10 protein-coding genes are annotated in these 13,801 nt (G+C 60.7%); 8 read left to right on the forward strand and 2 right to left on the reverse strand.

Annotated elements, in window-relative coordinates:
• Positions 1-80 precede the first annotated feature (80 nt).
• Positions 81-2,168, reverse strand: coding sequence for a sulfatase-like hydrolase/transferase (locus VIZ63_RS09155; protein WP_331609261.1), 2,088 nt, complete (start codon positions 2,166-2,168; stop codon positions 81-83).
• Between the two features lie 188 nt (positions 2,169-2,356).
• Here VIZ63_RS09155 and VIZ63_RS09160 point away from each other — a divergent pair, with 188 nt between their 5' ends.
• From VIZ63_RS09160 to yacG, 8 genes are all read left to right on the forward strand, one after another.
• Positions 2,357-4,489: a sulfatase-like hydrolase/transferase gene (locus tag VIZ63_RS09160; protein WP_331609262.1), complete on the forward strand. Its 2,133-nt coding sequence runs from the start codon at positions 2,357-2,359 to the stop codon at positions 4,487-4,489.
• 205 nt (positions 4,490-4,694) lie between these two features.
• On the forward strand, positions 4,695-5,204 hold the full coding sequence (locus tag VIZ63_RS09165) for a pilin (RefSeq protein ID WP_331609263.1): 510 nt from the start codon (positions 4,695-4,697) through the stop codon (positions 5,202-5,204).
• 232 nt (positions 5,205-5,436) lie between these two features.
• A complete protein-coding gene (gene pilB, locus VIZ63_RS09170) occupies positions 5,437-7,182 on the forward strand; it encodes a type IV-A pilus assembly ATPase PilB (RefSeq protein ID WP_331609264.1) in 1,746 nt (581 codons plus the stop codon).
• 43 nt (positions 7,183-7,225) lie between these two features.
• Positions 7,226-8,443, forward strand: coding sequence for a type II secretion system F family protein (locus VIZ63_RS09175; protein ID WP_331609265.1), 1,218 nt, complete (start codon positions 7,226-7,228; stop codon positions 8,441-8,443).
• Positions 8,444-8,565: 122 nt separating this feature from the next.
• Positions 8,566-9,543 carry an A24 family peptidase gene (locus VIZ63_RS09180; RefSeq protein WP_331609266.1) on the forward strand — a complete coding sequence of 326 codons (978 nt, stop codon included), beginning with the start codon at positions 8,566-8,568 and terminating at the stop codon, positions 9,541-9,543.
• Positions 9,544-9,616: 73 nt separating this feature from the next.
• On the forward strand, positions 9,617-10,228 hold the full coding sequence (gene coaE / locus VIZ63_RS09185; RefSeq protein WP_331609267.1) for a dephospho-CoA kinase: 612 nt from the start codon (positions 9,617-9,619) through the stop codon (positions 10,226-10,228).
• Between the two features lie 110 nt (positions 10,229-10,338).
• The gene (gene zapD, locus VIZ63_RS09190) at positions 10,339-11,109 is read left to right on the forward strand and encodes a cell division protein ZapD (RefSeq protein ID WP_331609268.1); all 771 of its coding nucleotides are present in this window, start codon (positions 10,339-10,341) and stop codon (positions 11,107-11,109) included.
• A 91-nt stretch (positions 11,110-11,200) separates the two neighbouring features.
• Positions 11,201-11,398: a DNA gyrase inhibitor YacG gene (yacG, locus tag VIZ63_RS09195; RefSeq protein ID WP_331609269.1), complete on the forward strand. Its 198-nt coding sequence runs from the start codon at positions 11,201-11,203 to the stop codon at positions 11,396-11,398.
• A gap of 172 nt (positions 11,399-11,570) precedes the next feature.
• Here the strand turns inward: yacG and VIZ63_RS09200 are convergent, their stop codons facing one another.
• Positions 11,571-13,706, reverse strand: a complete 2,136-nt coding sequence (locus VIZ63_RS09200) for a prolyl oligopeptidase family serine peptidase (protein WP_331609270.1) — start codon at positions 13,704-13,706, stop codon at positions 11,571-11,573.
• Between the last annotated feature and the right edge of the window lie 95 nt (positions 13,707-13,801).

Here is a 13,801-nt window from a genome sequence, read left to right on the forward strand (position 1 = left end):
GACGGCCTCTCGGCGACAGCTCACTTACCGTGTGAGCGCCGTTGATGCTGCCCAATGTGATCGAGGACTCAGCGAAAATCTCAGTGACCGGCGACGGCCGCATCGGCCAGTTCCGAACCGTATCTTGCCTGGAGGGCGACCCATAGCGTGTGGACGTCCCCTCGGTCGCTTGCCGGTGCTCCCTGCAATTCGCGAACGGCATCCGTTTCCCGATCGACCAGAATGTAGCGCTGCCCATGCTGGTCCGGCACGGCCGCCAGCAACCATCGATCCATGATCGCCGCACGCTCCTTCTCACGCAGCAACGCAGGCAAGGCGTCGCTCTTCACCGTAATCCGGCTGCTCTTCGGGTCGATCAGATACTTCTGCACGCCTTCGCCCGCCACTGCGTCCGTGTCGATCGTGCCGCGATTGCTGAATCCGATGACATAGCCGCTTTCGATGAAGCGCACGCGTGAAGCAGCATCGAGGGGGGCGTCGGCCGAATGCAGGACCCTGCTCCAGTCGCTCCCGTCGCGCGTCACTCCATCCGCGATGCCGGTCAGACCGATCAGCGTCGGCGCGACATCTTCGAGTGTAGCGGGCACGTCCTGTAGAACGAGTCCCGAACCGCGCCGAAGCGCCGACCGGCCGAAGCCTCGCACTCCCAGGACGACCTGATTCTGATAGGGACTGAGCACGCTGTTCCCGTGCCCCCACATTGCAACGCTCAGCACCCCCACAACTTCCTTCGCCTGCTTGCTAAAGAGCAGATTGTCGCGCGCGAGGCCCAACCCCTCGCCGTGATCGGAGAGCACCACGACGATCGCGTTGCTCAGGACTCCTGCGCGCTCGAGTGCATGCACGAGTTCGCCGAACTGCCGGTCTGCCTCGATCACCGAAGCACCATACTGGTAACGAGTATCCGAAAGGCGCGAGAATCCTCCCTCGTCGTCCTGTGCCCAGGTGTATGGCCAGTGTGGCAACGCGAGATGGACGGCGAGGAACAAGGGCTTGCCACCCGGACCATCGTCGAGCACCGAGGCCACTCTATCCACGAAGGAGCCGGGCTCGTACGTCACAGCAGCCGCGCGGTTTGCGTGGGTCTCGGGAAACAGGACCTCCCCGACATCGCTGTTGGCAACCAGGTTGGCCAATGGTATGTCGTTCGCCGCACCGAGCAGGAAATCGGATACGCCCATGGGGGGGCTCAGGATCTCTTCGAAGCCAAAGCGCTCGTCGATGTTGCTGAAACGCACTTCATCGGTTCCGTAGACAGTCCGGTACCCGGCGCGCCGGAATGCGTGCGCGACCGAAGCGTCGAGCGTCGCCTGCTTCACGGCAAACAAATTCTCCCGGACTTCATTCGTCCGCGGCGATTGGCCGCTCAGAATCGAGACCCACGCCGGGAAGGTGCGACCGACAGGCGTCACACAGTCGGCAATCAGTATGCCGTCCTGGAGGAAGGCATCGACGTTGGGAGTCATGCCCGGCTGCTGACCGCCGACCCCGATGTAGTCGGCGCGTAGTGAGTCGATCCCGATGATGATGACGTTCGGCTGACTGAGCGCACTCTCGCCATTGGCTATGGCCTCCGAACGCATCCAGCTCGCCGTGGCCAGGCAGGCTGCGATCAGCGCGCCCCAAACGACGATTCGCGATCCAAACCGCCTGACTCCCGGGTGACGCGCAAGATTCAGCCACGCGAGCATCGCCACCGCTGCCAGCAGGATGCTGGTCCCGAATGCAGCAAGAGTGGAATAGAAGGCGTGCGGCACCAGCTCACAGCATACGACGCGCGACGTCACCGACTCCGGAAAGCGATCGATGTTGAGCAGCAACAACCAGGCCACAGTAGCCAGGCCCCACATGAGCACCCAGCGTGTGCGTTTCCACGCCAGTTGCGGCAGTGCACGTTCAGACGCGATCGCCAGCAACCAGATGACACAGCCAAAGCAGACGTGCAGCAGTAGCTGCGCCGCTGCAAAACCGGCGAGACGCCAATAGAGGGTTTCGCCCAACTGCTGTCCGGACAGCCAGTCCGCGACGCGGGGCGGGATGAGTCGTTGAGCGCCGAAGAACGCGATCGCCGCGGCAGCCAGGCCGAATCCCACGCCGAGCAGCACTGCAAGCGGCAGGCCCTCGAAGGAGGCTCTCCTACGAATACGTTTGCGTGCGTCTGTGAACATAAGGGAGCGATGCTATATCAGCGCGAACGCGACCCTCGCTTGCAACTTCAGAACCTTGCGTTCGCTCACATGCCTCCGCGCACCTGGCTTCAGGCCGTGTGACGCGTTGCGCGTTCCTGCCTCTTCGATTTAGAGGATGGAAAAACGCTCTGGTATAAGCGGCTTCTGTCAAATTAACGGAAGTGAGCATGTCCACTGCGGATCGCCCGACCACATCCTGGCAAAAGGCCTTCTGGGTCGCCCTCGGGTTGAGCCTGTTGCTGATGTTCGTTTCGTTCGCGCGCATCGCCACCGGCTACGGTTATGTCTTCACGGGAGGCGACAAGGTCTTGAGCTCCGTCGTCGATGTCCCGTTGGTGGGCACACGGCTGGGCTGGGATATCGCCTGGTTCATCACCGCAACGCTTCTGGTTCATCTCGTCTTTGCCGCGCTCATCTGCGTACTCACCCGTTTCACGGAGCTCTCCGGCGGAAGCCGCCTGGGGAGTCGATCGACGCTGACCTTGGGCTGGTTCCTGGTTCTTTCCATCGGCGCGTTCGTCGCCAATGCCTACTACTATCCATGGTCGACGCTGGGCGAGTTCTTCGGCGAATACGTCGCTACCTGCGTGCTGGGTTTGCCGCTGGCCACATACGTTTTCTTCGCCATTGGCATGCTGATCTTCGCCGCGGTGGCGCCTGCGGCTCTGAAGTGGATCCGGTCTGCGAAGTTGCCGTCCATGCGCACCAGCATCGCTGTAGTCAGCGGGCTGTGTGTCGCCGTAACGGCTGTGATGCTCCTGTCGGCGTCGAGGGACGCGCGTGCGGTTCCGAACCCCACCAAACCTCACGTCATCCTCATTGGTATCGATTCCCTGCGGCCGGACTTCACCGCATTGGGCGGCGATCTCGACCATGCACCGAACATCAACGAGTTCATTCGCAACGCCCGCGCGTTCCGCGATGTCACCACGCCGCTCGCGCGCACGTTCCCTTCCTGGATGTCGATCCTAACCGGCCGGCATCCGCACGATACGGGCGCGCTGATGAATCTGACCCGCCGCGGCAGCATCGAAGCATCGCCTACGCTTGCAGAAGTTTTACGCGGACAAGGCTATAGAAGCATTTTCGCCATCGACGAGGCGCGCTTCGCGAACATCGACCAATCCTATGGTTTCGACCAACTCATCACACCCCCGATGGGGGCCGCGGATTTCCTGCTCGGAACCCTGAACGACACGTTGCTTTCCAACCTGGTCGCGAGAACACCCTTTGGCAGCTTTCTTTTCCCGCATGCTTCAGCCAATCGTGCGGCTGCGCACGTCTACTATCCAGACGATTTCGCTCGCAGGCTCGAGCGCGAACTCGAGTTTCAGCAGCCGACTTTCCTCGCAGTACATCTCACGCTACCTCACTACCCCTATTACTGGGCCACCGCTCCACTGCATAAGGAAGACGGTTCGAATCATCACAGTCAAACGCTGTACCCGGAGACCGTTCGACGGGCCGACCAGCAAGTCGGAGCTCTGCTCGAACTGCTCGAATCCCGCGGCGTCCTCGAGAACGCGATCGTGGTCGTCCTCTCGGACCACGGCGAAGCTCTAAGCCGACCAGGGGACATACTGATCACACCGGAAACGAAAGAAATCGAGGGTTATCAAATTCCCGTGAAGGGCAATGGCCACGGGACCAGTGTGCTGAGTCCGCCTCAGTATCAGGTTGTTCTTGCAATACGAGGCTACGGTCCGGCTCGATTGGCAAAGCTGCCTCCCGCTGTGCTCGACGTGCCCGCCTCCCTTGAGGATGTAATGCCAACGCTCCTTGACATTGCGGAAGTCAATGTACCCGGCTACGCACCCAGCGGCCGATCGCTGGTGCCGGAACTGATGGGTGCCGCACCGTCGCTAAGTTCCATGCAGCGCATCCGCTTCACCGAAACCGAATTCAATCCTCCTGCGCTCCTCGCAGGATTCCAGGCAGAGAAGGAAATCGCTCGCCAAGCGGCCAAGTTCTATCGCGTCGATCCCGATTCCGGCCTTCTGTCATTGCGAGAAGAACTCCTGGCTGAGGCGATGGCAAATCGCCAGTACGCAGCGATCGGGAGCAAGCAGGTGCTTGCTGCCATCCCGGAAGTTCTCGACAACCACGCAACCGGCTATCGGTACGTGTTGGTCAACCGCGACCGCGCACAGGCACGCCTGCTGGGGGATCGGCTTGCATCCATCGACGCCGGCGAGGAAGCCATGCGGTTGTGGGATGCACTGGACCAACGCTTCAAGCTCCGGACCAATCTAGTTACACCCCTGCACAGGCAACTGTCGCCCCCAACTGACGCGAACTGACAAATTCCGACCGATATGGACAGGCAGCGGCAGAAGCCCCAGAAGCAGCCACCGCCGTGTCGCACCGCCAAAGGTGGGGAAAAGTGATTAGATTTAGCAACTTATAAAGCCGTTGGATGGCATGGCATACACGTTGCATCTCTGTGCGCAACCGGCCTCAGAGCCGTTCGTAAAGTTTCAATCGTTCTACCGTGAGGAGAATCGCATGCTGAAGACCGTACAGAAGGGTTTCACCCTGATTGAACTGATGATCGTCGTCGCGATCATCGGTATCCTGGCCGCCATCGCTATTCCGGCGTATCAGGACTACACGATCCGCTCGCAGATCACGGAAGGCCTGAACCTGGCCTCTGACCTCAAGGCGGGCGTCGCCGAGTACCAGGCGCAGACTGGCACTTGGCCAAATCTTGCTCAGATCATCGGCTCAAGTGGCAGCGCTGCTTCGAAGGGCGGCAAGTATGTCTCGGGCATCAACGTCGTGGACGGCGTGATCACCATCACGTACGGCAACCAGGCGAACGCCCGCATCAAGGACGAAACTCTGTCGCTCAACCCCGGCACGAACACCAATGGCGACGTGATCTGGGTTTGCGGTATGGCAAATCCCCCGGGCGGCGTGTCTGGCTTTACGGGCCCGGCCGCGAGCGCCCCTGGCTCGACCTCGATCTTGGACAAGTACCTGCCGGCGTCGTGCCGTACGGGCTTCGGCTCCTAATCCCGCTGGTTTCGCAGGACGCGAACGGAGGCCCCTCGCAAGAGGGGCCTTTTCTTTTCGTGAGTTGAAATCCTTCACACCTTATCGGATGCCGATGAAGTCCCAGCTGTGACAGATTTCGCGTTGCTGAGTTGGCAGATCGGGGACAATGCCTAACGATTTGACATTTGCTCGCATGCGATGGGTGAGCAAGACTAGCCGAGTTAAATTCTTAACCAGATTCCGGACCACAATGGCTGAAAACCTATCAGCAGCGACTACGGCCAGACTGAGCTTGCAAGGTCTGCCGCTGCGTCTCATCCAGGATGGTCTACTGGAAGAGAATGCCATGCTCCAGGTGCTGCAGGCTGCCAAAGAGGCAAACACCAACCTGGTCTCGCACCTGGTTGCGAACCAACTGGCCGACGCGCGCGAAATCGCCATTGCGGCGTCGCAAGAATTCGGCGTACCGCTGCTAGACCTGGAAGCAATTCAGCCGGACATCGACACCATCAAGCTTGTCTCCGACAAGCTCCTCGCTAAACACCGGGTGCTGCCGCTGCTCAAGCGCGGCAAACGTCTGTTCGTTGCTGTCTCCGACCCCACCAATCTTCACGCACTGGACGAGATCAAGTTCCAGACCGGCCTTTCGGTGGAAGCCGTGGTCGTGGAGGAAGACAAGCTGCAGAGGATCGCCAGCAAGGCGATAGAACAGGCCGACACACAAATGTCTGCCCTGGCTGATGATGATAGCGGCCTCGATCTCGAAAATCTGGATATCACCAGCGGCGACGATGACCTGGCGGGCGACGCAGTCGCACGAGACGACGTTGAAGATGCACCCATCGTCCGTTTCGTCAACAAGGTCCTGCTGGACGCCATCAAGAAGGGCGCGTCCGACATTCACTTCGAACCGTACGAGAAGACCTACCGAATTCGACTGCGTCTTGACGGCTATCTGAAAGAACTTGCCACCCCACCCGTGCAGCTGGCGTATAAACTCGCCGCCCGCATCAAGGTCATGTCACGACTGGATATCGCCGAACGCCGCGTCCCGCAGGACGGTCGCATCAAGATGCGAATCTCCAAGAATCGCGCTATCGACTTCCGTGTCAGCACCTGCCCGACTCTGTTTGGCGAAAAGATCGTAGCGCGTATTCTCGATCCATCCAGCGCGATGTTGGGCATCGATGCGCTCGGCTACGAGCCGGCTCAGAAAGATCTGTATATGAAGGCGCTGTCGCAGCCGCACGGGATGATCCTCGTCACGGGTCCCACGGGTAGCGGCAAGACTGTGTCGCTCTATACCGGACTCAACATCCTCAACAAGGAAGATACCAACATCTCGACTGCGGAAGATCCGGCGGAAATCAACTTGCCCGGCGTCAATCAGGTCAACGTCAATCCAAAGGTCGGACTCACTTTTGCCGGTGCCTTGCGCGCGTTCCTGCGTCAGGACCCGGACGTGATCATGGTCGGCGAAATCCGTGATCTGGAAACAGCAGAGATTGCAATCAAGGCCGCGCAAACCGGTCACCTTGTTCTTTCGACATTGCACACTAACGACGCTCCGAAAACGCTGACGCGTCTCGTGGATATGGGCGTGAAGCCTTACGCGATCGCCACATCGGTTTCATTGATCATCGCGCAACGGCTCGCGCGCAAGCTATGCAACAACTGCAAAGAACCGATCGAGATGTCGCACGATGCTCTCCTCAAGGAAGGATTCACCGAGGAAGATATTGCGTCGGGCGTCAAGATCTACCGGCCCGTGGGGTGCAGCTCGTGCACTGACGGGTACAAAGGGCGCACGGGCCTTTACCAGGTCATGCCAGTTTCAGAAGAGATCCAACGCATCATCCTGCAGGATGGCAACGCAGTGGACATCGCTGCTCAGTCTGCCTCTGAGGGGATCTGGGACCTGCGTCGCTCGGGACTGTCAAAGGTCAAGGCCGGAATAACCAGCCTGGATGAAGTGAACCAGTGCACGACCGAGTAATTCTGACCCGCTCATCGAACTGCAAGAACGCAGGAAGAACGCCATGGCGCAAGTGATCTCAGCACAGCAATCCCCTTACGTATGGGAAGGTACGGACAAGAAGGGGAAGAAGCTCAAGGGCAAGATGCTCGCCACATCGGAAGCTGCCGTGAAAGCGGACCTGCGGCGCCAGGGCGTGGTCGCCAAGAAGGTCCGCAAGGAAGTCCAGCTTTTCAAGAGCGGCAAGAAGGTCAATGCAGAGGACATCGCGCTTTTTGCTCGCCAGCTTGCCACCATGCTGCAAGCTGGTATTCCGATGGTCCAGTGCTTCGACATCATCGGCAATGGTCATGACAAACCATCGATGCAGAAGCTTGTACTGGCGATTAAGTCCGATGTTGAAGCGGGAACGACTTTGCACGAAGCGCTCGCCAAGCATCCACTGTACTTCGATGACCTGTTCGTCAATCTCGTCGAAGCTGGCGAACATGCCGGCGCACTGGAAACATTGCTCGACAAGGTTGCAACGTACAAGGAGAAGACCGAAGCCTTGAAGAAAAAGATCAAGAAGGCACTTTTCTATCCAACGGCCGTACTTGTTGTTGCGGTTATCGTGACGATCATCCTGCTGATCTTCGTCATCCCGCAATTTGAGTCCTTGTTCAAAGGATTCGGCGCAGACCTGCCAGCCTTCACACAAATGGTGATCAATCTGTCGCGTTTTGTGCAGGACCAGGGCTGGTGGATGGCGCTCGTTGCCGGTGGCGCTGGCTATACATTCTTTTATTTCAAGAAGCGTTCGCGACCGATGCGCAGGGTACTGGATCGCATGTTGCTTAAGGCACCCGTGGTCGGCCCCATCATGGTTAAAGCGTGTATCGCGCGATACTCCAGAACGCTTGCAACCATGTTCGCTGCCGGTGTTCCGTTGGTTGAAGCTCTGACCTCAGTTGCTGGCGCCACGGGCAACATCGTGTATGAAGAGGCCACCCTAAGGGTTCGCGATGAGGTCTCCACCGGCATGCGTCTGCAGCGCTGCATGGAGAGCACCGGCCTGTTCCCCAACATGGTCATCCAGATGATCGCGGTGGGTGAAGAGTCAGGCTCACTGGATCAAATGGCTTCCAAGGTCGCCGATTTCTATGAGGCGGACGTCGATGCCGCTGTCGACGCAATGAGCAGCTTGCTGGAGCCACTCATCATGGCGATTCTGGGCGTGCTGGTTGGCGGCATGGTCATCGCCATGTACCTGCCGATCTTCAAGCTCGGCGCGGTGGTGTGACGAAGAAGGGCGCTGGGTCCCGGGTTTCGGACCGCTGACCAGAGCAAGAACGAGAAAGAGACGCCGCGCACTGCGCGGCGTTTTCCTTTAGGCAAACATAAAGAGCACTACTGCCGCCTGCTATGAACATCGAAACCGTCTTTCAACTGCTGATTTACGGCCTCACGACCTCGTCCCTGACCTGGATCGGCCTGGTATTCATTTTCGGACTCCTGATCGGCAGCTTCCTCAACGTCGTCATTCACCGCGTCCCGATCATGCTGGAGCGCGATTGGAAGTCTCAGGCACAGCAGATTCTGGAGGAAACGAATGGCGGACGGCGGACGGCGGACGGTAAAGACGTCCGGCTGAAGCCGGACCCACAGGGATCAGAGACGCCAGCCGACGGTCCCTACAACCTCTTCGTCCCCCGCTCCGCTTGCCCCAAATGCGGCGCCATGATCACGGCTGCGCAGAACATCCCGGTCATCAGCTATCTGTTCCTCAAGGGCAAGTGTGCGAAGTGCGGGACCCAAATCTCTGCGCGCTATCCGATCGTTGAACTCGTCACGGCGATCCTCTCTGCGGCGGTCGCCTGGAAGTTCGGGTTTCACTGGTACACCGGCGCGGCGCTCGTGCTGACCTGGTTCCTGGTCGCGTTGACGGTCATCGACTTCGATACGCAGCTGCTGCCCGACAACATGACCCTGCCCCTCATGTGGATCGGCTTGCTGTTGAGTCTCGCGGGAACCGTGTCTGACTTCGGGCTGCCCGTGGATATGCGCTCGAGCATCCTGGGCGCGGTTGCCGGCTACCTCAGCCTGTGGAGCATCTATCAGCTGTTCAAGCTGGTCACGGGCAAGGAAGGCATGGGCTACGGCGACTTCAAGTTGTTCGCGGCGCTGGGGGCGTGGATGGGCTGGCAGATGCTGCCGCTGATCATTCTGCTGTCGGCATTTACCGGAGCCGTCGTGGGCATCGCACTGATCGTGGTGCGGGGGCGTGATCGCAATATTCCGATCCCGTTCGGTCCCTACCTGGCAGCCGCGGGATGGATCGCGCTGATGTGGGGAGATCAGATCGTCGGCGGCTATCTGCGGGTGAGCGGAATGGGAGGATGAGGCTCTGGGCTCTGGGCTGTAGCCAGAGACGGAAACACCCAGATCTTCATTTCCTGCTACGGTCTAAAGCCCTATGACTCCCCGCCCTCTCCTCATCGCCCTGACGGGCGGCATCGCCAGCGGCAAGTCGGCTGTTGCACGTCTGTTCGAGAACCTCGGCGTGCCGGTGCTGGATACCGATCAGATCGCCCGGGACGTGGTCGAGCCCGGGATGCCTGCCTTCGCGCAGATCGTCGAATCCTTCGGGCGCGAGGCGCTGGATGCGTCGGGCCGGCTCGATCGCCGCTGGCTGCGGGAGCGGGTTTTCTCTGATCCCGCCCAGCGACAGCTGCTGGAATCCATCACACATCCCGCCATTCGCGAAGAGCTTGCGCGGCGTGCCGCGGCGGCTGATGGTGCCTATCAGGTCCACGTCATCCCCCTGCTGGTGGAGGGCGGGCGCGGCGATCTGTACGACCGGATCCTGGTCGTCGACTGTCCCGAAGAGCAGCAGATGGAAAGGCTGATGGCGCGGGACCAGTCGAATGCGGAGCAGGCTCGCAGCATTCTTGCGGCCCAGGCGAGCCGCGAGCAGCGCCTGAATGTCGCGGACGATGTCATCGTCAACACGGGAACTCTGGCCGACCTCGAGCAGTTCGTGCTCACGCTGCATCAGAACTACGAGCGACTCGCGACCGTCGCATAAATCCGACGCGACACGATCATCGCGATCCATGCGATGACTGGCTTCCCTCACGTCGTTGAGTGCAGCACAATCCAGCGATGACTTCCGCTGACGCAACCGCAACTGGAGCGGTGAAGACCGCTCCCACCGTGTACGAACAGCCGCTCAACGAGCGGATGCGTACGTTCCTGCGGCTGGATTTCCTGTATCAGCAGACGCTGTATCACGAAGAGCGCGCCGATCCGTGGTCGACGCGCGCGGCAATGAGCTCACTGCTGGAGATTCTCGCCATCACCGCACGCGGCGACATCCGCAGCGAAGTCCTGAAGGAACTCGAACGGCAGATGGCCGTCATGCACGAATACGCCGCCCGGCCCGGGGTCGACGGCGGTCGCCTGAAAGCCGTGCTGTCGAACCTGACAAACCTGCGCACTGAACTGAACAGCGCCGGCGCGATGTTCATGCAGCGCCTGCGCGACTCGGAATTCCTGAACGCGATCAAACATCGCAGCGCCATTCCCGGCGGCACCTGCGAGTTCGATCTACCCGACTACCGTCACTGGCTGGATCAGCCGTTCGAGCAGCGAACCGAGGCCTTCAACGGCTGGATGTCGACCATCCGGCCGCTGTGTGACGCGGTCACCGAATTGCTCTGGCTGACTCGCGGAGCCGCCAGGCCGCGTCCGGAAACTGCCGCAGGCGGCACCTTCCAGCTGACCTTCGAGCGGGAGAATCCCTGCCAGCTCATCCGCATCACCCTGCCGCCCGACACCCACCTGTTTCCCGAGATCAGCGGCAGCCACCACCGCTGCAGCATCCGCTTCATGACCGCGAACGACGTCAATATCCGCCCGGTGCAAACCGGGGACGACGTGAAGTTCCTGCTGACAACCTGCACGTGAGGCCTGGTCGACTGGCCAGAAACGCACAGGACGCAGGCCGAATTCTCTGACCAGTTTGCCGGTGAGCCTGTTGGCCGGTTAGCCTCCGCAAATGCCCACTGTCCCCTGCCCCACCTGCAACCGTCCCGTCGAATGGTCTGAAGCGTCGCCCTGGCGGCCGTTCTGCACCGAGCGCTGCAAACTGATCGACCTGGGCGCGTGGGCGGCGGAAAAGCACGCGATTCCGGGTGAGAGTGTCGACCCGGAAGAACTGGACGACCATTCGCCGGACAGCCAGCCTTCGCGCTGAGGTTGCTCTGGGCCACCAACAACTGTGGGTCCGGCTTTAGCCGGACATTCGGTCAGTCGGCTGTCCGGCTGAAGCCGGACCCACAGAAGAAAGAACCAGATACCCGCTCCAGCCGGGCCGCCGCCCCTCCGGCCAATTAGTTAGCCAGCCAGTCAGCCAGTTGGCCGTCCACTCACTGCATTCGCAGTGAGTGGACCAGAAACGCCCACTGATCAGCCCAGTCCTCGATCTGCATCCACACCGGCTTGCCGGCGCCGTGGCCTGCGCGCGTCTCCACACGCAGCAGGACCGGGTTCTTGCAGCCCTGCGCATGCTGAAGCGCGGCGGCGAACTTGTAGCTGTGCCACGGCACCACGCGGTCGTCGCGATCGGCGGTCGTGATCAGCGTCGGCGGATAGCACGTGCCCGCCTTGATGTTGTGCACGGGAGAGTAGGCGTACTGGGCCTGGAACTCAGCGGCGTCCTCGCTCAATCCGTAGTCGGTGGACCACTGTCGCGCGTTGGCGCTTGCCGTGTGATAACGCAGCATGTCGAGGACGCCGACGCCGGGAAGCGCCGCGCCGAACAGATCCGGCCGCTGCGTCATGGCCGCCCCCACCAGCAAGCCGCCGTTGCTGCGGCCGCGGATCGCGAGCTTCGGCGTGGATGTGTATTTCCCGGCGATCAGCCATTCGGCGGCCGCGATGAAATCATCGAACACGTTCTGCTTCTGCAGGCGCGTGCCGGCCTCATGCCACGCCTCGCCGTACTCGGAACCGCCGCGCAGATTGGCGACCGCGAACACCCCGCCCATCTCCAGCCAGACCAGCGTCGGAACGCTGAACGCTGGCTGTTGCGCGATGTTGAATCCGCCGTAGCCATACAGCATCAGCGGCGCAGTACCGTCCTTCTTCAGATCGCGGCGATGCGTGATGAACATCGGCACCCGCGTGCCGTCCTTGCTCTTGTAGAAGACCTGCTCGGTGACATACCGATCGGTCTGCGCTGCAATCTTGGGAGCACGGAACAGATCGACTTTGCCAGTCGCCACGTCGAGGCGCGAGATCGAGCCCGGCGTCAGGAAGTCGGTGTAGAGAAAGAACGTCTCGGGATCGTCGAGGCCGCCTTCGAAGCCGGATGCCTGACCGAGCCCGGGCAGGGCCACGTCATACAAGGATTTTCCCGACAGGTCCGTGACGCTGATGAGCGAATGCGCATCCTTGATGTACTGCGCGACGATGCGCTTGCCGATCACGGCCGCATCGAGCAGCGCCGTGGGCTTTTCCGCGAGCACGTCGCGCGCCTTCGCTGCGCCACCGGATTCAGCAGGAACCGCGATCAGCCGCGAGTTCGGCGCTCCCTGAGTCGTGAGAACGAAGAAGACGTCGTCGATCTCGCCGACCACATCGTAGTCCGCGTCGAATGAATCGAAGAGACGCACCACCGGTCCGCTGGGCGAGGCCTCGGCATCGAGCTTCTGGTAGAAGACACCCATCTTCTGCGAGCCGTCATACAGATAGATGATCAGGTAGCGCCCATCGTCGGAGACCTGCGGATACGGCGAGCGGGTCGGGTGATCCGTGACCGCGAAGACGAGCGGATCCGATTCCTGGGTCGATCCCAGGCGATGACGATAGATCGATGTCTGCTTCGAGTCGTCGCCCTTGCCATCGGCACGCAATGGATAGCGCGCGTAGTACAACGATTTCGAATCCGCGGTCCATGCGACTTCGCGGAATTTCATGTAGCGCAGGGTGTCCGGAAGATCCTTGCCCGTTGCCACATCGCGAACGTGCCAGGTGCGCCAATCGGTGCCGCCATCCGACAGGCTGTACGCCAGCAGCTTGCCGTCCGGGCTGGGGACGAACTCGCCCAGGGCGACGGTTGCATCGCCGCTGAATTTATTGGGATCGAGCAGCACGCGCGGCTGAGCATCGAGCGACTCCGTCACGTACAGCACGCTCTGATTCTGCAGCCCGTCGTTGCGCAGGAAAAAATAGCGTCCGCCCCGCTTCTGCGGCACGTCGTACCGTTCGTAGTTCCATAGCTCGGTCAACCGTTGCTTGATCTTCTCTCTGGCAGGAATGGCCTCGAGAAATGGCTGTGATGCTTTGTTCTGAGCGGCCACCCAGTCGGCCACATCGGGGCTGCCGACATTCTCGAGCCAGCGATACGGGTCGGCCACGCGCACACCGTGATAGCTGTCGACCTGACCGCTTTGACGGGACGCGGGATAAGCAAGGGGGTCGGTGGCCACGTGGCCAGCAGTGATCTCGGCACTCAGCAGTGAAGGCAGCAGCAGACATGCAGCCATGGCGGTCTGTTTCATTGAGTATCCTCGCTGGCGTCGCGGCTACACACACCGCGGCGCCAAGTCATCGGCCAAGATAATGAGGTAAGGTCGTGATCACGCGACCCAGTGAC

This window comes from Povalibacter sp., from assembly GCF_036520495.1.
Lineage (GTDB): Bacteria > Pseudomonadota > Gammaproteobacteria > Steroidobacterales > Steroidobacteraceae > Steroidobacter.